Origin of the sequence: Bartonella sp. AP36NXGY (assembly GCF_042195865.1) — a bacterium.
In the GTDB taxonomy this organism is placed as follows: domain Bacteria; phylum Pseudomonadota; class Alphaproteobacteria; order Rhizobiales; family Rhizobiaceae; genus Bartonella.
In genome coordinates this window covers 1-20,869 of the sequence record NZ_JBHIPD010000023.1, presented here as the reverse complement: position 1 = coordinate 20,869, position 20,869 = coordinate 1, and the positions used below count along the sequence as shown (strand labels likewise).

General features: G+C 33.7%; 19 protein-coding genes and 4 pseudogenes. 9 read left to right on the top strand and 14 right to left on the bottom strand.

From position 1 onward, the window contains the following. Positions 1–73: 73 nt before the first annotated feature. A pseudogene (locus ACFINX_RS08165) lies at positions 74–2,032 on the top strand (DEAD/DEAH box helicase); the annotation flags it as partial. Positions 2,033–2,410: 378 nt separating this feature from the next. Continuing rightward, on the top strand, positions 2,411–3,349 hold the full coding sequence (locus ACFINX_RS08160) for a COG2958 family protein (RefSeq protein ID WP_375668616.1): 939 nt from the start codon (positions 2,411–2,413) through the stop codon (positions 3,347–3,349). A gap of 646 nt (positions 3,350–3,995) precedes the next feature. On the opposite strand, the gene sodC is transcribed toward ACFINX_RS08160, so the two are convergent. The 4 genes from sodC to ACFINX_RS08140 form a co-directional block, all read right to left on the bottom strand. After that, complete coding sequence (gene sodC / locus ACFINX_RS08155) at positions 3,996–4,523, bottom strand: superoxide dismutase [Cu-Zn] SodC (RefSeq protein ID WP_375668615.1); 528 nt, start codon at positions 4,521–4,523, stop codon at positions 3,996–3,998. A gap of 447 nt (positions 4,524–4,970) precedes the next feature. Next, complete coding sequence (locus ACFINX_RS08150; protein ID WP_375668614.1) at positions 4,971–5,294, bottom strand: hypothetical protein; 324 nt, start codon at positions 5,292–5,294, stop codon at positions 4,971–4,973. Continuing rightward, positions 5,272–5,616 (bottom strand): hypothetical protein, encoded by a 345-nt coding sequence (locus ACFINX_RS08145; RefSeq protein WP_375611907.1) that lies wholly within the window; start codon positions 5,614–5,616, stop codon positions 5,272–5,274. The genes ACFINX_RS08150 and ACFINX_RS08145 overlap by 23 nt, the downstream gene beginning before the upstream one ends. Before the next feature lie 506 nt (positions 5,617–6,122). Next, on the bottom strand, positions 6,123–7,349 hold the full coding sequence (locus ACFINX_RS08140) for a UbiH/UbiF family hydroxylase (protein ID WP_375668613.1): 1,227 nt from the start codon (positions 7,347–7,349) through the stop codon (positions 6,123–6,125). Between the two features lie 185 nt (positions 7,350–7,534). Here ACFINX_RS08140 and pcsA point away from each other — a divergent pair, with 185 nt between their 5' ends. From pcsA to ACFINX_RS08125, 3 genes are read left to right on the top strand one after another with little or no spacing between them, the layout of a single operon-like run. Further along, the gene (pcsA, locus tag ACFINX_RS08135) at positions 7,535–8,353 is read left to right on the top strand and encodes a phosphatidylcholine synthase (protein WP_375668612.1); all 819 of its coding nucleotides are present in this window, start codon (positions 7,535–7,537) and stop codon (positions 8,351–8,353) included. Between the two features lie 21 nt (positions 8,354–8,374). Next, the gene (locus ACFINX_RS08130) at positions 8,375–9,421 is read left to right on the top strand and encodes an enoyl-CoA hydratase/isomerase family protein (protein WP_375650295.1); all 1,047 of its coding nucleotides are present in this window, start codon (positions 8,375–8,377) and stop codon (positions 9,419–9,421) included. Then, a complete protein-coding gene (locus tag ACFINX_RS08125; protein ID WP_375613429.1) occupies positions 9,418–9,831 on the top strand; it encodes a DUF6163 family protein in 414 nt (137 codons plus the stop codon). Before ACFINX_RS08130 ends, ACFINX_RS08125 begins: the two co-directional genes overlap by 4 nt. Before the next feature lie 323 nt (positions 9,832–10,154). On the opposite strand, the gene ACFINX_RS08120 is transcribed toward ACFINX_RS08125, so the two are convergent. The 9 genes and pseudogenes from ACFINX_RS08120 to ACFINX_RS08080 form a co-directional block, all read right to left on the bottom strand. Next, positions 10,155–10,517: a hypothetical protein gene (locus tag ACFINX_RS08120; RefSeq protein WP_375618144.1), complete on the bottom strand. Its 363-nt coding sequence runs from the start codon at positions 10,515–10,517 to the stop codon at positions 10,155–10,157. A gap of 123 nt (positions 10,518–10,640) precedes the next feature. Beyond that, positions 10,641–10,769 (bottom strand): annotated as a pseudogene (locus tag ACFINX_RS08115) (MBL fold metallo-hydrolase); the annotation flags it as partial. Between the two features lie 56 nt (positions 10,770–10,825). Beyond that, complete coding sequence (locus tag ACFINX_RS08110; protein WP_375606871.1) at positions 10,826–11,185, bottom strand: hypothetical protein; 360 nt, start codon at positions 11,183–11,185, stop codon at positions 10,826–10,828. A 109-nt stretch (positions 11,186–11,294) separates the two neighbouring features. Then, entirely contained in the window at positions 11,295–12,104 is an 810-nt protein-coding gene (locus ACFINX_RS08105) for an MBL fold metallo-hydrolase (protein WP_375668611.1), read from the bottom strand. 10 nt (positions 12,105–12,114) lie between these two features. Further along, positions 12,115–12,888, bottom strand: coding sequence for a TatD family hydrolase (locus ACFINX_RS08100; RefSeq protein WP_375606873.1), 774 nt, complete (start codon positions 12,886–12,888; stop codon positions 12,115–12,117). After that, positions 12,878–14,437 (bottom strand): methionine--tRNA ligase, encoded by a 1,560-nt coding sequence (gene metG, locus ACFINX_RS08095; protein ID WP_375668610.1) that lies wholly within the window; start codon positions 14,435–14,437, stop codon positions 12,878–12,880. The genes ACFINX_RS08100 and metG overlap by 11 nt, the downstream gene beginning before the upstream one ends. 76 nt (positions 14,438–14,513) lie before the next feature. Continuing rightward, positions 14,514–15,557 (bottom strand): DNA polymerase III subunit delta', encoded by a 1,044-nt coding sequence (locus ACFINX_RS08090; RefSeq protein ID WP_375668609.1) that lies wholly within the window; start codon positions 15,555–15,557, stop codon positions 14,514–14,516. Next, positions 15,554–16,198 (bottom strand): dTMP kinase, encoded by a 645-nt coding sequence (gene tmk, locus ACFINX_RS08085; RefSeq protein WP_375628124.1) that lies wholly within the window; start codon positions 16,196–16,198, stop codon positions 15,554–15,556. The genes ACFINX_RS08090 and tmk overlap by 4 nt, the downstream gene beginning before the upstream one ends. 28 nt (positions 16,199–16,226) lie before the next feature. Next, a complete protein-coding gene (locus ACFINX_RS08080; protein ID WP_375668608.1) occupies positions 16,227–17,390 on the bottom strand; it encodes a D-alanyl-D-alanine carboxypeptidase family protein in 1,164 nt (387 codons plus the stop codon). Positions 17,391–17,833: 443 nt separating this feature from the next. Between ACFINX_RS08080 and ACFINX_RS08075 the strand changes: the two are divergent. The 3 genes and pseudogenes from ACFINX_RS08075 (at position 17,834) to ACFINX_RS08065 (ending at position 19,615) form a co-directional block, all read left to right on the top strand. Then, positions 17,834–18,959, top strand: a pseudogene (locus ACFINX_RS08075) (tyrosine-type recombinase/integrase). A 208-nt stretch (positions 18,960–19,167) separates the two neighbouring features. Next, on the top strand, positions 19,168–19,368 hold the full coding sequence (locus tag ACFINX_RS08070) for a helix-turn-helix transcriptional regulator (RefSeq protein WP_375668607.1): 201 nt from the start codon (positions 19,168–19,170) through the stop codon (positions 19,366–19,368). 97 nt (positions 19,369–19,465) lie between these two features. After that, on the top strand, positions 19,466–19,615 hold the full coding sequence (locus ACFINX_RS08065; protein ID WP_375668606.1) for a hypothetical protein: 150 nt from the start codon (positions 19,466–19,468) through the stop codon (positions 19,613–19,615). Here ACFINX_RS08065 and ACFINX_RS08060 read toward each other — a convergent pair. After that, a pseudogene (locus tag ACFINX_RS08060) lies at positions 19,599–19,858 on the bottom strand (recombinase family protein); the annotation flags it as partial. The gene ACFINX_RS08065 and the pseudogene ACFINX_RS08060 sit on opposite strands and share 17 nt — an antisense overlap. A gap of 205 nt (positions 19,859–20,063) precedes the next feature. On the opposite strand from ACFINX_RS08060, the gene ACFINX_RS08055 reads away from it, so the two are divergent. Beyond that, positions 20,064–20,369, top strand: coding sequence for a hypothetical protein (locus tag ACFINX_RS08055; RefSeq protein WP_375668605.1), 306 nt, complete (start codon positions 20,064–20,066; stop codon positions 20,367–20,369). Positions 20,370–20,869: the final 500 nt, after the last annotated feature.

Below are 20,869 nucleotides of genomic sequence, written 5' to 3'. Positions count from 1 at the left end.
ATAAGAAAATCTTACTATATTCAGTCCTCTCATTCAATATGCAAAACAGTGAATTATCATTATAAATCAATGTGTTGCCGAAGCTATGAGAGATGGTTTTGTAAAAGAGCTTGCTGTTGCTACACGTAAAGATTTTCAACCTCAAAATTATACATCTGAACAATTAGAACATATCAAATTACAAGATGCAATTCATGCCCATGAAAACGTGAAAGCTGATTTAATTGTCTATGCAAAAGATTATAACAAAAAGTTCGTTAAGCCTTTTATTTTAGTTGTCGCTCAAGATACAAATCATGCACAGAAATTGCGTGATTTATTGGAATCAGATGATTTTTTTGCAGGAGCTTATAAGGGAAAAGTTATAGAGATTCATACAAAACAGTCGAATATAGAAGAAGATCAAAATATTCAAAAGCTGATTGCAATTGAAGATTCTCATGACCCAACAGAAATTGTTATTCACGTTAATAAATTAAAGGAGGGGTGGGATGTTACGAATCTCTATACTATTGTACCGTTGCGTGCATCGGCTTCAGAAATTTTAACAGAGCAAACAATTGGGCGTGGATTGCGTTTGCCTTATGGGTATAGAACAGGCGTGGAAGCTATTGATCGTTTAACAATTATTGCGCATGATCGTTTTCAAGATATTATTGATCGTGCAAACGATCCAAACTCAATTATAAAAAAGCATATTGAGATTGGAACAGGAGGGAATATCCCCTTTGAAAAGACCGATATAGTGACAGTTCCAAGTCAAGTAGAAGCTTTATTGATGCAAACGATGGTAATACGTAATTCCGATATAAATGGAGCATCTTCTGATTTACAAGGTATCATATTACGTCATACAGATTCCCCTACATTAACACCTGAAGAGCAAGATATTGCAGCGATCGCGTGGGATCTTATCAAAGAGAATGATAAATTGCCAAGTTCTCAAATGCTTTGTTCTGCACAGATACAAGAAAAAATTGCTAATAAAGTTATGAATATTAAGCCTTCATCACAAAAGTCTCTTGTATCAAAAGTGGTGACAATTCTGACAAAACAATTAACAGAACTGATAATAGATATTCCAAATATTATACTCATTCCTTCGCGTGATGTTACTTATGGTTTTTATGATTTTGATTTGGAAAATTTAGAAAACTTAAATTTTCAACCTGTTAGTAAAGAACTTTTAATTCGAGAATTGCGTACCCATAAAAGCATTTTTCTCACATCTAAGAATGAATATGTCAAAGAGCCTTATCTTGAAAACTACATCATTCGTGGTTTGATTGATAATGACTTTGTCGATTATGATAACCATACGCTCTTATTACGAAAATTAGCTAGTCAGATAGTAGAACATTTCCGATCTTATTTACCCAATGATACAGCTGTTGAGAACGTATTAATTCACTATCAGCACAAGCTTACTAGTTTTATTGTTGCGCAATTAAGAGAACATCAATGGGAAACGCAAAAAGATTATGCAGTTAAAGTTACACGAGGTTTTACAATTTTACAACCTATCCATTATGTGTTGCCGCAAGGGACGTCTCCTCTTGATTTTCGTAATATTCCTGCCATTAAAAGCGATATTAAAAAACTTGTATTCAGCGGCTTTAGAAAATGCTGTTATCCTTTACAAAAGTTTGATTCAGTAGAAGGGGAATTACGATTTGCTCAAATATTAGAGGATGATGCACAAGTCTTGAAATGGATGAAACCCGCTCGAGGTTTTTTCAGAATAGAATATGATAAAAGATCAATCTATGAACCAGACTTTGTTGTAGAAACGAAGGATGCCAAATATCTTTGTGAGCCTAAAAAAGCCTCTGAAATGCAAAATCCTATTGTTTTAAAAAAGAGAGAAGCTGCAGTTCAATGGTGTTGTCATGCAACGCGCTATGCGGTGACTTATGGCGATAAAAAATGGTATTATGTTCTTATTCCCCATGATGCTATTAAAGCAAATAGTAGTTTTGAAGGTTTGTGTGCAGAGTTTACCATTTCAGAATCTATACTTGAGAGCTTATAACTTTTTGCTTCAAAAATAAAACACATAAGTTTTTTAATTGACGGGTGTGAGGTTTAATCAAATGTTTGAATAATTATTTTTAACTTTTTTCTAACGACGTTAAAATAAAAAGAAAAATGTATAGAAAAGTTATACAAGATTATGCTTTTGTATGGGGATTTGTAGCACATTTACACTTTTTTATAAAAGTACAATCTTATTTTCATTATGTAAAAAAATCTTTGAGTTTATAGTCATAAATTAAAAAAAATATTTTAATTTTATTGAGTAATTTGATAAATGTTCTTTTTTTAAAAAACTTAAACAGTTTATTGTTCTTTCATTTAAAACGCCTGAATATAATGAAATACCCAGAGGATAAAAGGGGGAGTTTTTCATATGACTTTAAATTTAACAAACACTGTTTTTAATTTTTTAAAGAAAAACCCGACAAAAAAGTTTACAGCTCGAGAAATTGCTCAATGGATATTTGAAAATTACCCAGAAAAATGCCGTCAAAAACAAAAGAATTCAACGGCAATAATCACTCCCCTTAATAGTGATGCGGCTCTTATTCAGCAAATTGTTGCTGAAATAGGGGCAAAACGCCCTCAGTTACAAAAGCGTTATTCAGAAATTAAAACTACTGAAGGACGACCGAGACAATATTATTTTACTGAACAAACAGATAGTGCTGAAATTGATGCAATAGAGGACAATGCAAAGAGTAGAACAGAAGATGGCTCTGTTAAAGAGCATGATCTTTATCCATTATTATCTAAATTTTTATGGTCAGAGCTTGCAGTTTATAGCAAGCGCATTAATGAGAAATGTTCTCGTAATAAACATGGTGCAGGCGGAAATAAATGGCTTTATCCAGATCTCGTAGGGATGCAAGATTTAAGCAAGGAATGGAATCGTGAAATCAAAGCCTGTATTTTGCAATATTTTGATAAAAAGACAAAGCTTTGGTCTTTTGAAGTAAAAATTCTCATCAATCGTTCAAATTTACGAAAAGCATTTTTTCAAACAGTTAGTAATTCTTCATGGGCTAATTTGAGTTATTTAGTTGCTAGTGAAATTGAAGGAGTTGATACATTAAAAGAGCTTCGGATGCTTTCAAGTTTGCATGGAATTGGATTTATAAGACTTTATAAAGAAAATTCTTCCGAGAGTGAGATCATAATTCCAGCGAAAGAACGTAGTGATATTGATTGGGATACTGCTAATAGATTAGTGGTAGAAAATAAAGACTTTCTTGATTATATTAAACTCATTCGTCAATTTTATCAAACTGGTGAAATGCGTCCATTGGATTGGGATCATATGGACCCATGAGGGGTATTTTAAAAAAGGTTTTATTGTTTAAAAGCTCTTTTGTTCAGAGTGACAAAAAATTACTCTAACTATTTTATTTGACTTATTATATTGGTATAATATGTTGATTTACTAATGATAATTAGTCTTTAAACTTAAATGAGGGGAATGAATATCCTAGTATTCAATCCTTTCAAACCATCTCATATTGATATTGTATCAATTAAAATTTTTCTCACGTACCTCATGAGTAGGGTTGAGTAGGGGAAGAGTAAAAATTCTGTTTTAAGCCTGTTCTATTTTGTGCATTGAGCGTGATTCCATTAGATACTAGACTTAATAATTATAATTTATTATAAACTTGCTATTATAGAGGGTGAAATTCGACTTTTTTGCTTTTTTTACATCAAGCATGGAAAATATTACTTCCTCATATTGAAGTCTTCTTACGGAGAATTTACACTACTATTTCTTTAATTTCCATTGCTGTTCGTTTTGATGATTATTAAGCTTTTTGTTATCCGAACTAAACATTCAAAAAAACATTAATTTTATAAAATACTCACACAGTTTACTCAATTTCTTGAAATAGATTTAAAAAATAAATTTCTCTCACACCTTATGGTAAAGGGAGTGTGTACTGTCTCAGTCTGCCACAATACTCTCTTTATTTTTCAATAATACCGCACGCTAAACGTGCACCACCTCCGCCAAGCGGTAATGGTTTATCTGATTGATTATCAGCCCCTAAATGAATGACTAAAGAGCGCCCTTTAATTTCAGAGATTTTTTTTAATCGTGGAGCAAGAACGCTCATTATGGCATATCCCTGCTTATCAACATAAAGTGCTGGTAAATCACCAAGATGACCATTGACATTATAAGGTCCTAAATGTTTTCCGGTATGTTCCGGATCATAATGTCCACCTGCGCTTCCACCAATTATGCCATCTTTTGTATCACATGAAGGATTTACATGTACATGAAAACCATGCATTCCTTCTGATAAAGTAGATAAATTAGGGATGAAAATCAAACCGTGTATGTTTTCTTCAATTTTAATGCTACCAATAGCCTTTTTGGAATTGTTATCTTCTAATTTATAAATATTTACTTGTTTTGATAGTGCTAATGCAGAATTTTTATGAATTAAAAATGCCATAAAAAACAATAATGATAATAATATTTTTTTCATGAAATACCTTTATCTTATACTTTAATATATTATATCTATAAATAACAATCTATATTAATGATATATTATATAAATGTCTTAAATTTAAGAAAAATAATTTACATAGAAATATTCTGTTATTAGAAAGAGCAAATAAATTAAAGTGTGTTTATATATATTTCTGAACATAACTTTTATTTCTTGATCTATAAAAAATACAGCTTTTATGGACGGATAATTATATCTCGCTTACATTTCTTCAAGAGATGCTTTTAAAAAATCTACTTTTTGAGGTATAATAAGAAATTAAATAAGGAATTTTAGTAAGTTAGCTATTATTTCATTTATAATAATGATGATCGTTTTATCAAAAAAAGAACATATAATTTGTTGATGATTTAATTGTTTTTCATAGAAAAAATGACGAGAAATTTCTATTCATTATAAAATTTATAAGAGAAAAAATTATTATGATTCATATAAATTTCCCAATAAAATACAGCATATACCGACACTCCCTCCCATTCCTGATCCTATCAGTGCTCCTATTATTATTCCGGAAGAAAGTGCTACTCCTATACCCATTGCGATAACTGGACCAAATCCTGGAAGAGCAATATAACCATAAGCTGCAAGAGTTGCCGCGATAGCTCCTGATATGCTACCATTTAAACCGCCAATGAAAGCAAATTCTTTAATAGAATGGCAGCACTTTTTTAATTTTTTTTTCTTACAGCTGTGAAAAGAAACGTTGCTGTAAGTTTTTAAATCAATCATATTCTTTTCTTTCATTTTGAATGCTAACTGTTCCTGAATAGTCAACGGATACGAAAAAATGGGACTTTTTAAATTTTACTAAAGCACGCCAGATACCATTGTCATCTAAGCGCAATCGTTTAATATTCTCAAACCCATTTTGCATAAGACAATTTTTAACTTGTGAAGCAGTAAATGAGTTCTGACCTATTTTAGTGACCTTTTGAGTAGAGCTATAGGTAAAGGTTTGACAATAAGGAAGGTGAAAAACTTCACTTATTGAAGTCGTGACTATCAACGAGACACATGCAATCATTATAAAAAAAGTACTTAATTTCAAAAAATTATTTAGTGTCATCTTGTTACCATTTGTTGAAACAACACTTCATTAACCTCTGTGTTACTAACAGGTTCCAAAGATGATTTTATTTTTAATATTATACTTAACAATAAAAAGTTTTGAAAATATATTGATTAAATAAAACTGTTTTTTTATTATTTATTTTCTTATTAAAATTAATTTTATAAAATAATTTTTTCAAAACGGTATTATTTTTCATTTTATTTATAGTTCTAAATTTAACAGCTATGATTTAGCAAGATATCTTTATAATTTAATTTGTAGTCTATAATTCAGTTTTCTCTTATTTCATATCAACATACTAAATATATATAATAATTTTTAATAAAAAATTTACAGTTATATTAATTAAACATGTTATTATTATAAATAAATCAATAAATATAATTAATTATTTTAATATAATTTGTTACTTCTTAGAAAGAACAAAAATATTTTTTATATTAGTAATAGATATGATTCAAAATGCAATTTTATTATTTTACGTTATTATTCATTATTGCTTAGTAGAGCTGTTTTGATGATTTTGTTGGAAATATTTGCATAATTTCCTTGAATCCATAACCGGGATACATTCCTTCGCGCATAAATAAATTACGTAATGGTGGGAAACTATGCAACAAACCAAGCCCAATGCTTCGTATGATATGAACAGGCAACATATGAGAAAGTAGAGCAGAGTTCAGTGTATGAACAGCTCCACTTCGGATTAATATATCTGGTTTGCGGCATTTGTTATAATGTGCAACAATCATTTCAGAGTTAGAATTGGATATTTTATTGGGTAAAATATCAATTAAAGTTTGGACATCACGGAATCCTAAATTTAATCCCTGTGCCCCAATAGGGGGAAAAACATGAGCGGCTTCACCCACTAAAATTGTTCGATTAGCAGCAAAATGATGAGAAAGAAGTCCGAAAATCGGCCATGCTTGAATTGATGTTTCTAAGCTTAGCTTTCCAAGCATTGATTGCATTTGGTTTTCGATCATTTTTGCAATTGTTTTTGGTTCTATATTTAATAATTCCTCAGCGCGGGAAGGATGAACAACCCATACAAGACTAGATCTTCGTCCTGGTAGTGGAACCTGTGTAAATGGACCGTGTTCTGTATGAAATTCAGTTGATGTATTTTGATGAGAAAACTCATGAGAAAAGTTGAGAACAAGTGCTTTTTGGGGATAATTCCACTGTTTGACACTTATCCCTGCTGCGACACGTGTAAGAGAGTGACGTCCATCAGCTGCAACAACAAGTGGTGCTTGAATAATTCTATGATCAGCAAGAGTAATGCATACATGGTTTTTTGTGTGATGAACAGATTTGGCTGCAGAAACAAATCTTGTAATATTGGGCGTATGTGTAACAGCGTCGACTAAAGCACTGTTCAATTTTACATTAGGTATATTATAGCCAAAAGCTTTTTCGCCAATTTCAGTAGAAGAAAAATGCACCGTAGGAGCATGCACAATTCTAGAAGTTATATCTATAATTCTCATGGACGATAAAGCAGCTGCATGTTTTTGAAGATTATCCCAAATATTGAGTTTTTGAAGCATGCGTATTGCGGGCATCATAAGAGCCGTTGTCCGTAACTCATCTGTATGAGCAGGGGGCCCAACAAGAAAAACAGAAAGCCCCTTCTGTGCAAGACTCAGCGCGGCTAACATTCCGACAGGACCTGCACCAATAACAGCAATATCTTTATGCTCTTCCTTTTCAAATATCACAACGATTTGAACCTTTATTCATTGAGAAAATATTTTAACATTTCCAAATGATCTCTCTCTTTTTATTATATGAAGCTCTTCTATTATTATAGTATGTAATAAATAATGCGATATAAAAAAGTAACCTTTTTATGATTTTTTTAAATGCTGAGTTATATCATCGTTAAAAAATGGCGTATTGATAGATGGTTGAAGACTTTAAAAACGAGGATAAGAAAACCTTGAAACGTAAATTAACAAAGAAAATCAAAACAAATGCTAAATTATTACGCCATAAAAAAGTAACAATGCCACAAGCAAAGGCCTTTTCCGTTCATTTACTAACAGCTTCGGGATCATTTTTAGCGTTTCTTTCTCTTATATCAGCCTCTCAAAAAGAATGGACAGCTATGTTCTGTTGGCTTGGGCTTGCTCTTCTCGTTGATGGTATAGATGGACCAATTGCACGCAAACTTGATGTTAAGTACGTTCTTCCAACATGGTCTGGAGAGCTATTAGATAATATTATTGATTACGTGACTTATGTCTTAATTCCTGCCTTTGCACTCTATCAAAGTGGTTTCATGGGGGTAGGGTTATCATTTTCATTGAGTGCAATTATTGTTATTTCATCTGCTATTTATTATGCAGATACTAGTATGAAAACCAAAGAAAACTTTTTTAAAGGATTTCCTGTTGTTTGGAATATGATGATTTTTACGCTTTTTGTCGTCAGACCAGGAGAGTGGATTACTTTTATCATTATTGTTCTATCGGCGATTATATCTTTTTTGCCAATTTATTTTATTCATCCAGTAAGAGTCCTTCGTTTACGTAGAATTAATTTTCCCATTTTTCTCTTATGGTGTTTTTTTGGTGTTTCTGCCTTCTTTTATCAACTAGAGGCTCCCTATTGGGTTAAAATAGGAATTTCGGTAACAGGAATTTATACATATTGTATTGGCGCAATCATGCAAATATTTCCTAAACTTGGGGCAAAAAGTATAAAAAAAACAATGAAATAATTGTTTTAAGAAGGGTGTGAGATGCAAATTAATTTTGGAGCAGATGATGATATTTCTTTTACGAAAGAAGGGCGTGCTGGTATTATAAAGCTCACACGTCCTTCAGCATTAAACGCTCTTAATCAACGAATGGTTTCAGCTTTAAAAAAAGCTCTCAGAACATGGGAAACAGATGATAATGTTTCTTGTGTCTTAATTGAAGGGGAAGGGCGTGCTTTTTGTGCTGGTGGAGATGTTGTAGAAATCTATCATATGGGGAAAAGTGCTGCTGCTTGTCAATACTTTAGAAATGAATATAGTTTAAATGCTTATATCAAACATTTTTCAAAGCCCTACATTTCTTTCTTAAACGGTATTTGGATGGGAGGAGGGGTAGGTATTTCTCTCTATGGCTCGCATCGAATTGTTACAGAAAATACAGTTTTTGCTATGCCAGAAGGTGCGATTGGATTTTTCCCAGATGTAGGTGCAAGTTTTTTCTTACCATCTCTTCCCAATCATTTTGGTATCTATCTTGCATTAACGGGCGCACGTATAAAGTGGGGAGATTGCTTAAATTTGGGATTAGCAACACACGCCGTTGCTGAAACTGAATTCGATATGATTAGAAAAGCTGTTATTGAGCAAGGAGATCCTACTTTAGCTTTAAACGAGCGAGCAATTACAAAAGACTATGAAACAAGTCATGAAATACGTTGTATTATTAACACTTGTTTTAGTGCACATACCTTAGAAGAATGTCTTGAGTTGCTACATAAAAAAAGCAATGAAGATGTTTTATTTGCTAAAGAATGTTATGATATTTTGCAGTCACGTTCTCCGACAAGTTTAAAAGTTATCTGGAAACAAATGAAACAAAATTCATCTCAAACGTTGGAAGATTGTATGAAAATTGAAAACCGCATAGCGTATCATATGATTCATTCACATGATTTTTATGAAGGTATACGTGCTATGTTAATCGATAAGGATAAAAGACCTCAATGGCAACCAGATAAACTTTCAAATGTGACAGATGAAATGGTAGATTCTTACTTCCAACCTGTTGAACAAGAGTTATTATTGTGAAAAATAATTCTCACAAACAGATTTCAAAAATCAATTTAATCTATAACTGTTACTTACGGTTTTTGGCATTTATTTGCTTAGTTCTAGGTATTTGTTATTGGATACGCCTTGTTGGGGTTTTTCCAGGTATTCTATGGCGTTTTGATCTTATGCCTTGGCAGTGGCAATTTGCATCAGCTATATTGGCTATTCTCTATCCTATTGCCTTAGTTGGACTTTGGATGTATTCACTATGGGGTATCATTGTGTGGTGTATTGCAGCGTTGATTGAAGCAATAACAATATATTATTCCGATTTTATTTATCAGCCATTTGTACCATTATTTCATGGAATATTGTTTTTAGCTTTTATAGTACTACAAATTGTAATTATTTTTTTTAAAAGAGTAAAAAATAAAAAAACATTGTGATTAAAATTTTCGAGCCAGAATAACAGGCTCAATTTTCGATCTTAGCTAACTTAACTAGCTCAAGTAGCTCATTTTAAAGCTTCGTTCCTCAAAACACTGATGCTAGCTATACTTCTCCATAAAGTTCCATAATATATATTATGCGATAATATGATGCAGAAGATAAATCCTTTATCCAAAAAGAAAACCCTCCTTTAAAACATCATCATATTTATATCATACAATTTACTTTTAAAATAAAATTTGGTCTTTAAAGTACATTCCTTAAAGACCAAAAATAGTGATAGTGATAATGAAATTACGTATAATAAAACTAAGAAAAATTATTGTGCTATTTGACAACGTTTCGTACGTGCAAGATCACTCAAAACAGCATTACGGTTATTTAAAGCTGAAATTTCATTACTTTCACTGGATTTAGGATCTATAAAAAACAAAGCAGGAAGAAATACAAGACTTGTTGCTGCTAAAGCCGCATTTTTATTTCTTGCTTTATAACGCTCTCTAATTGTAGCATCGATTTGGCGCTTATTAGCAAAAAATTCCCGTTGAATATCAGAACAACTCATTGTTCCATCATGTAATGTGGTAACTGGAATATTTTTTTCTAAACGCCCCCCACATGCTGTCAAAAAAAACGCTAAAACGACAATACATACACCCCATTTAAAATTTTCTTTATACATAAAAACCTCACTTTTAACACAAAATGTTTTTAATGAGATTTAAATAGAGCAAAAGTAAGATTAAAATTTTAACAAATATACTATCAACAAAAATATATTTCGTTAATAAGTTCACGCATCTGTTTAAAAAGTAAGACCTTGATATGCAGGTTTTACATAGGATGGGACGTAATTTACGACCACATTGTAATTATGTGTGAGTAGAGCTTCAATGATGAGAACATCCAAATCCATTAATTTCGATTTGGTCTTTAAGGTATATTCCTTAAAGACCAAAAAATGAAATTACATATGATAAATAAGAAAAATTACTGTACTATTTTACAACGTTTCATACGTGCAAGATCACTCAAAACAGCATTACGATTATTTAAAGCCGAAATTTCATTGCTTTCACTGGATTTAGGATCCATAAAAAACAGAGCAGGTAAAAATACAACACCTGCCGCTGCTAAAGCTACATTTTTATTTCTTGCTGTAGAACGCTCTCTAATTGTATCATTAATCTGTCGTTTATTAGCAAAAAACTCCCGTTGAATATCGGTGCAACTCATTGATCCATCATGTAATGTTGTCGTTGCAATATTTTTTTCTAAACGCCCCCCACATGCTGTCAAGGAAACTGCTAAAACGGCAATACATACACCCCGCTTAAAATTCTTATACATAAAAACCTCATTTTAAACATAAAAAAGTGACATTTATGTCAAAAATAAAACAAAATAAAGGATAATCTTCAAAAAACTTTATTTAACGTAAAATATTGTATGAATAAACTTATGCAGTTGTTTCGAAAGTAAGGCCCTGATACGCAGGTTTTACATAGGATGGAACGTAATTTACGACTGCATTATAATCCAGCGATCTATCCATATGTGTGAGTATTGCTTGTTTTGGCTTTAAATATTTTATCCATTGTAATGCTTGATCAACAGAAAAATGGCTTGGGTGAGATTTAAATTGAAGGGCTTCAATGATGAGAACATCCAAACACATTAATTTTGATAATGTTTTTTCAGGAAACTCACTAACATCTGTACAATAGGCAACATTTCCGATACGGAAACCTAAAGAATGAATATTTCCATGGTGTTGTAAATGCGTATTAACGCTTATTGCTCCACCCTCCCCTTGAATAATAAATTGGCTATCTTCATTGATAAGATGCTCTTTTAAAATAGGAGAATAAGATGAATCTTTTGGTGTTTGAAAACAATATCCGAAAGCATTTTTGAGATGTTCTAGTGTAAATCTGTCAGCATAGATATCTATTAAACATTTTTGTGCAAGTGCATAGCTGCGTAAATCATCAATACCGTGGATATGATCTGCATGAGAATGCGTGTAAAGAGCAGCATCAAGATGGTCCACATGCGCTTCAATCATTTGTGAGCGAAAATCCGGCCCCGTATCAATAACGATTGTTGTTTTTTTTCCTGATGGTTTAATGCGTTCAACTAATAAAGAACTTCTGTAGCGTTTATTTTTAGGATTATTCGGATCACATATTCCCCAATCACCATTAGGTCTTGGCACTCCTGGAGAAGGACCACACCCTAATATTGTAAATCGGTATTGATCACACATAGCTTTTGCCTTATTTCATTTTGCTAAATAAACGAAAAGCATTACGGGTTGTTATTTGAGCTGTTTCTTCAATGCTTAAGCCAATTGTTTCAGCCAAAACAGCTGCTGTATAGCATACAAAAGATGGTTCATTTGTTTTCCCCCGATGAGGGGTAGGTGCTAAAAATGGTGCATCTGTTTCCACCAACAAATGTTCATGGGGCACAATTTTTGCTATTTCACGGATTTCAAGAGCGTTTTTAAAAGTAAGAATACCTGAAAAAGAAATATAACCACCAAGCTCAATTCCAGCACGAGCAAGTTGCATTCCAGATGAATAACAGTGAAGGATAAAGGGAAAAGCTCCTTCTTTTATCTGTTTGCGCAATATTTTTTCCATATCGATATCGGCATTGCGTGAATGGATAACAAGAGGAATCTGTGTTTCTCTAGAAGCGATGATATGTTCTTGAAAAACTTTCTTTTGTTCTTCTGGTGTAGAGTAATCATAATGATAATCAAGCCCCCCTTCTCCAAACGCAACAATTTTAGGATGATTCGAGAGCTGTATAAGCTCTTCCGCTGTAATATTTTGTTCTTCATGCGCATGATTGGGGTGTGTTCCAACGGAACAAAAGACTTGATCATAGCTTTGCGCAATAGCTAACAGCTTATCTAACTTATGAACATGGGTTGAAATTGTTATCATACGTTTAACGTTAGCATCTAAAGCCCGTTGGATAACATTATCCAAATCTTGTGAAAAATCTTCAAAATCAAGATGACAATGTGTATCAATCAACATGATGAGTATCTTCTTTCTTCAAGATATAACGAGGAAAAATTGGTTCTGGTGGTGGAAGATCAAGTCCTTCTTGAATTTTCGCATGGCTTATATGATACAACAACCGATCATCTTCAGCAATCGCAAGGCTATCAAGAATTTTTGCTGCTGATTGAGGTATGAAAGGCAAAAGCATTATTCCTATTCGCCGCAAGATTTCTACAGTTATATAAAGAACTGTAGAAAACCGATCTCGATCATTTTTACGTAAACTCCAAGGTTGTTCGTTGGCAAAATAGCGATTGGCATCTGCTACAATTGAAAAAATAGCTGAAAGGGCTAAATGCATACTATGAGAAGACATTGTTTGATGTACAGTTTCCAGCACCTGAAGAGATTGTTCTAAAAGCTGTTTATCTTGAACTAAGAATGAAGTTGGTTTTGGGACTTGTGCATTACAATTTTTGGCAATCATAGATAAAGAGCGCTGTGCCAAATTACCAAGATCATTAGCAAGATCAGCATTAATACGGTTCACTAAACTCTCATGGCTATAACTACCATCTTGTCCAAATGGCACTTCACGGAGAAGAAAATAACGGACCTGATCAAGACCATAATGATCAACCATTTCAAAAGGGTCAACGACATTTCCAATAGATTTTGACATTTTTGCACCACGATTAAGTAAAAAACCATGTGCAAAAATATTCTTAGGCAAGTCAATTCCAGCAGACATTAAAAATGCTGGCCAATAGACTGCATGGAAACGAATAATATCCTTACCAATAATATGCGTATTTGCAGGCCAAAAATCACGTTTTGTTGAATTTTCATTGAAAAAACCAATTGCTGATAGATAATTTGTAAGTGCATCAACCCAAACATACATTACGTGCTTTTGATTATCAGGAACAGCAACGCCCCAATTAAAACTTGTGCGTGAAATAGAGATATCTTTTAAACCCGATTTGATAAAACTTATAATTTCATTTCGCCGCTCAAGTGGAGCAATAAAATCAGGATGTTTTTCATAATATTCAAGAAGAGCCTTTTCATAACGAGAAAGCCTAAAAAAATAACTTTCTTCTTCATTCCATTCAACTGGAGAACCTAATTCCTTCTCGCGACGGATATTGTCTTGTCCAACTTCCGTATCTTTCTCTTCATAATAGGCTTCTTGGCGAACCGAATACCACCCCGTATAACGGCCGAGATAAATATCACCATTTGCTTCCATCTTTTTCCAAATTTCTTGACACGCTTGATAATGGCGTTCTTCTGTCGTACGGATAAAATCATCATTAGAACAATTTAATACTGCAAGCATTTTTTGAAATACCGCACTATTACGATCTGCAAGTTGCTGAGGTGTCATGCCTAATGCAGCTGCGGTTTGTTGCATCTTGAGACCATGCTCATCTGTACCAGAAAGAAAAAATACATTTTTCCCGTTTAACCGTTGAAAGCGGGCTAAAACATCGCTTGCAATGGCACTATAAGCATGTCCAATATGTGGAGCACCATTCGGATAAAAAATGGGAGTTGTTATGTAATATGTGTCACGCATGTCATACTCGTTGTAAAACGCTATAAATAGAAGATATTATGACATAACGTTTGTTCATCGCATTGTCACGGAAAAACTAATTCTCATGAATGATCTTATGAACTTTAAAAAGTAAGTTAATAACAAACTGCTTTTTATCGAGATTAAACAGTTGTATTTCCTCTATTTCTTGATGAATCTCTTGCCATTTTCCCGCATATTTTTTTGAGAGAAATAAGTCTCCCTTTTCAACGAGCATAATAGCTTTTTTTTGAATTTTATTAAGAATTTCATCACAAAATTGTTGAAATTGGAATGTAGAAGAAACAGATGAAAATGTTTGTGCAAGAGTATGTACAATCGTTGCGTTACAAACAGGTTTCTCTAGGAGAGCATCAATTGTTTTAATAATTTCAAGACCGCCATGGCAAATAAGTAAAGCGGCTTTTCGAGGGCTTCCTTTAGATTTTTTAATAATCATTTCAATTGTTTTTTCATCAGGTAAATCCTGATCGGCGAAAATATGTATAATAACTTTTTTCATTTCATCGTTATTCAACGGACGAAAAGAAATTTTTTGACACCGTGAATGGATTGTTGGAAGCAATTTTCCTGAAGAATGTGCGATAATAACAAATAACGTTTTTGTAGGTGGTTCTTCAAGTATTTTGAGAATTGCATTTGCTGCATTTCTATTCATATCATCTGCAGAATCAATAATAACAATACGCCATCCATTATCTTGCGATGTTCGACTTAAAAAATGCATAATATCACGGATATCATCAACGAGTATTCCTGTTTTAAACTTTTGTGTTTTCACATCAAATCGACGTGAAATATACAAAAGACCAGGGTGACTTCCTTGTGTAATTTGGCGCCATGGGGTAGAATAAGGATCGGGTTTCAAGAAAGAACTCTGTTGAAAACTTAAAATGTTCCAAGCAAGATGAAAGGCTAATGTAGCCTTTCCAATCCCGTATTCTCCTTCAAATAATAATGCATGATGCAAACGCTCTTCTTTAAGCATTTGTGTCAAAAAATGACGCACATCCTCATGACCAAAGATAACATTGTTCTGGGATGGTGATAAAATTGTATCAATATCATCATATTGGCGTAAGGTATTTAAATTACTCATGAAAGCTGATCCAACAATACCTGATGACAAATATTTTTTATTTGATGAGCAATAGCTTCCACTGAGCCAGTGGCATCAATGACTCGAAATCTATGGGGTTCTTGTTTGGCCAATTGAAGAAAAGCCTGACGTCTTTGTTCTTGAATTTCCAACTGATCTTTTTCAAAATAATCAATTTCTTCTGTTTTTTTTCTTCGTAAATTTGCACGCTTCATACCACACATTGCTGGCATATCTAATAAAAATGTTAAATGAGGCAAAATACCATTGAGCGCAATACACTCTAAAACAGAAAGAAGAGAAGAACTGACTCTATTATTGAGTCCTTGATAAACGCGTGTAGAATCAATAAAGCGGTCACATAAAACGATTTTACCTTTTTGCAAAGAAGGTGCAATAACTTCATGAAAATGGTCAGCGCGTGCAGCTGTAAACAAAACAGCTTCAATCAACGGTCCATACTGTTGCGCCTGCCCCGACAACAAAATATGCCGGATTGCTTCTGCTCCTGGCGTTCCTCCTGGTTCTCGTGTTGTAACAACATCATAACCTTGGTGAGAGAGAAACTCAGCAAGTAAAGAAATCTGCACCGTTTTTCCTACCCCCTCCCCTCCTTCGAATGTAATAAAATAACCTGACACGTATGACCTTAACCTTATTAGCGCGTAACTACAAATATTTCCGTAACCATCCAATTGTTATTTCATAGAATGCATTTTTTACTTTTGCAAAGAAACTTCCTTCCTGAATATTCATTCCGGCAAAAACTGGTTTTTCCAGAAGAATCTTTTTATCTTCTAAAATTTGAATAACACCAACTGATTGCCCAGAAACGATGGGGGCTTTCAATGGACCATGATATTTAATTTTTGCTTTAACATTTACTTTTTTTTCATTCGAAAGCATAAAACTTATTGGTGTTTTAACAATGAGTGGAACAAAATTTTTCTTACCACCGTAAACAGAAGCACGACCAACCGTTTCTTCTTTTGTGAAAATTGTTTTGAGATCAAATGCCGTTATCCCCCATTGAAGAATGCGTTCTATTTCTTTTGTATATTTTTTACCATCTTGCAAACCATTGATTGCTAAAAAAAGACGTCGATGATTTTTAGAAATGGTGGCAACCATTGAAAAACCTTCTTTTTCACTGTAGCCAAAACCAAATCCTTCTACACCAATTTCCTTAGAAATAAGAGGGTTTTTATTACGTTGAAAAATATTATTCCATGTAAAATGAGGCTCACAATAAAGTGCATAATAATCCGGATATTCCTGAACAATATGACGTGCTAATATAATCATATCACGCACAGTTACAAATTGTCCCTCTTCGGGTAGCCCTGTAGCATTAACAAAATGACTCTGAGATAATCCGATTATTTTTGCGCGCTGATTCATCAGTTTTACAAAATGATCTTCATGTCCTGATATTCCTTCAGCAAGAATAATAGCAGCATCATTTCCATTCACAATAATTAAACCACGTAAAAGATCAGAAACACTGATTTCTGTCTTTATCTTTGCAAACATAGTGGTTGTACCGGAAGGTGCTCCACCTTTGCGCCAAGCATTTTCACTGACCTTGAATTTCTGCGTACTTTTTAATAATTCTTTTTTTAATTGATGAAATACAACTTCTGCTGTCATCAATTTTACTAATGAAGCAGGAAAAAAAGGAATATCACTTTGTTTTTCATAAAGTATTGTCTCTGTATCATCATCGAGTAATAACAGTTGTGATGCGGGAGTTTGAAAATCTTGTGCTCTCCCCCACGTATCAAATGCCAATACTCCCCATAATATCAATAAGATCCTTAATGCTGTATACATAGCTGCTCCTCCCATCCCAAAGATCAACATAAAGAATCTTATATAGGAAAAAACTTTTTTATTTCCGCAAATTAAGGAATTATTGACAACTCAAGAAAAGATTTTATTTTTATTCAGCGTTAACAAAAGTAATATGCTGCACTTTTTATCTTCCACGTAGATTCATTTTAATCTTTTAAAGTGTGAGAGACAAAAAGATTTTTTTATTTATTGTTTTATATTGATAGTACATTGATTTTTTATGATAAATTATAATATTTTAACGTGGATCTGATTAAAAATACTGTAAGATTTTTTCGTTATATTTCCTCTCATATTTAATTCAATACAATCGCTTACTTACGCGTCATAAGTAGGGTTCGTATATGGATAAAGTTATTAAAAAAGAGAGTAAAAATACTTCTTATAAACCTCTCAAGTGTTAAGAATTATCGCATAAAACATTGGGGACTTGCAAAGTGTATGATGGTGTCGATTTATATCTTCATAAGTGTAAAGATGCTGATGTCTAAAGGCGTTAACAGTTATACCATTCACGGGCGGCGCCGTGAAATGGGATTGAGTGCCTTGAGAGATGTCTCTTTACAACAAGCCCGTGAATTGGCAACTGGGTGGCGCTCTGTTTTACGTGAGGGGCGTGACCCTATTAAAGAACGTGATAAACAAAAGCGTGAAGCAATAAGCAATCTTCATTATTTAAAAGATATTGCTTTAGAGGCTTTTGAAAGTCGGAAAGCTGAATTAAAACGGGATGGGAAAGATGGACATTGGTTTTTACCTCTACGCCTTCATATTCTTCCCAAATTAGGCTGTCTGCCCGTTTCTGAGATTACCCAAACAGAGATACGCAATACCCTTGCTCCTATTTGGCATACAAAAGCTGGAGTTGCTTATAGAGCTCTTAATCGTCTTAATCTTTGTCTCAAACATGCGGCTGCATTAGGTTTGGATGTTGATTTACAAGCAACGGAAAAAGCACGCTCTCTCTTAGGCAAACAACGTCATAAGGTTATTAATAGACCAGCCATGGATTGGAGAGATGTGCCGGCTTTTTATCAAACGCTTTGTCAAAAAATAACTATGACACAACTGGCTTTGCGTTTGCTTATTCTGACAGGCGTTCGCACAAATCCTTTACGTCATATCCATAAGGATCAAGTTGAGGGTAATATATGGACTATCCCTGCTGAAAATATGAAAGGCAAGCGTGATGCTACAACAGAATTTCGTGTGTCCTTATCAACAGAGGCATTAGAAGTTTTAAAACAAGCGCGCTTGCTTTCTCGCAATGATTTCTTTTTTTCTGCAACCGGTCGCGGTCCCCTCGCTGAGAAGTGTATGTATATTTACATGAGACGTAATAAACTTGAAGCCTGCCCGCATGGTTTTCGCTCTAGTTTACGCGATTGGCTAGCAGAAACAACCGATGCCCCCTATGAGGTCGCTGAAACTATTCTAAGTCATACGGTAGGTGGTAAAGTAGAGCGTGCCTATCGTCGCACTGACTATCTAGAACAGCGCCGCGTTTATATGGATAAATGGGCGGCTTATGTCACGGGTCAATCTTAAAGATATGGGGTGCATAACCCCATGATCTGTGGATAACTTTCTCTCTCTTGTCTCTCATTCTTTCTCAATAAGATTCATCACGTCTCACATAAAAAATTGTATGATAAAATATTGTTTTCTATAAATAAAATACCTTCAAAAATGAACTAAAATGTGGTTAATAAATGGTTATGATTTGTTACCATTTTTTGATAGAAAGGATTTTAGTATGACAGAAAATGATATTCTTTTAACAGACCGTGAAAGTGCAAAACTGCTTCATATGAGTGTTTCAACATTCCGCCGTCATGTGACCAATGGCTCTCTCCCAAGACCTTTAAAATTTGGTTTTTTATCCCGTTGGTTACAATCGGATCTTATCAATGTCATCGAGCAAGCAAAACAGCAACGTTATAACGACGTGGCATAAAAAAACCTTGTCACGTAAGGACGGACAAGGCTTTCTCAAATTCATCACCCTAGAGAGTGCACAATCCGTCCTGTAACGCAACGTTATAGGATTTAAAATGATGTGTTCTTTTAAGAATGCGCAGGGTATCACACGTGCCTTGCGCGGGGTTTGGCATGGGCGTTATGGAACAGCCCGTTGTCCTGCTCATGATAATAGGTTTTATCCCCTTAATAAATTGGCGTACTTTATAAATTATGCTCACTAACATCTTTAAGAATTTCTAAAACATCAAGAGAAAATCGGTTATACAAAAAACTCAGGTGTCAATAACAATCCCCTGCTCTGTTCTTTCGATTAAAGCACCAAGCTTTCCTTCTATTTATAGTTTATCTTCAATATGGAGTGAAGCAAAAGCATTTTTGTTAGCATATTCTAATAATCCAAGTTTTTGATTTTCTGTATCTTGTCCATCAGGAGAAACTCGTAAATATGCGTAAAATTGTGTCACGTTCAATAAAGACCGTCAATTAAGTGTATAAGTATCAGAAAAAACGATAAGTTTCTTTGATACAAACAATCAAAATGATCAAAGATAAAAACAGATATCTTATTTCATTTCCAAACAACAAATTGAAAAATTCATAGGAAATTTGATTGATCAGATTTAACCATTAGATTAATATTTCAAGACAGATTACAGAAAGGAATTTCCTATGCAAAAGAAATTACCCAAAAGTTATATGACGGATGCTGAACGTGAGGAGTTACGAGCAGGCGGGTTAGATCAAAACTGCATTTATACTGCTGAATCAGAAGCAGCGGACCGTGCTAATGATAGCAAAGCGGTGTGGGAATGGTTAGCAATGACTGAACCTCCAGCACATACACTTCTGTTTCTTAAAAAGCGGCATGGAGCACAATTTATTCGTGATATGGGATTTTCTACTAAAGATGCTGATAAAGAATATGGTCCCGATTGGTTAGATAAAGATGTTATCATAGGAGGTCATCATTTCTAAAGAATTTGAGGAGTTAGAACGTATTTTTGTTCGCGAAAATAACTATGTAAAAAGTCTTGATGAAGCATTGATGACCAAGAAACTACATGATGTGCGCAATGATTTGCGTAGTTATCTTCGTAACATTGAGAAAAGCGGATAGGTTACGAAACAGCTTCTCCCATGCCTTTTAAAATACTGACTTTCTTTTATACTTTTGTTAGTATATGAGAATTTTGTCGGGTGTAGCTATGCCATACAATACCCTTTCAAGGGAAAAGTGTAGCAACGGACTATTCGCCGTGTTTTGAGCGCTCGGCGCCCTTATAGGGTGTCAATTTCAAAACAATTGAACGAATAGGATATTTAGCATGAGTGCTATAGTTAATAAATTACCCCCCCGTTATCTCTTCCATTGCAAATGAAACCGCGCCTGTTGATCAGCAAGAGTCTGCAAAAAAATACGAATTTACCAATGAAAAATTCACTTTTGATGGTCTTACTTTACACCGTATACGTGC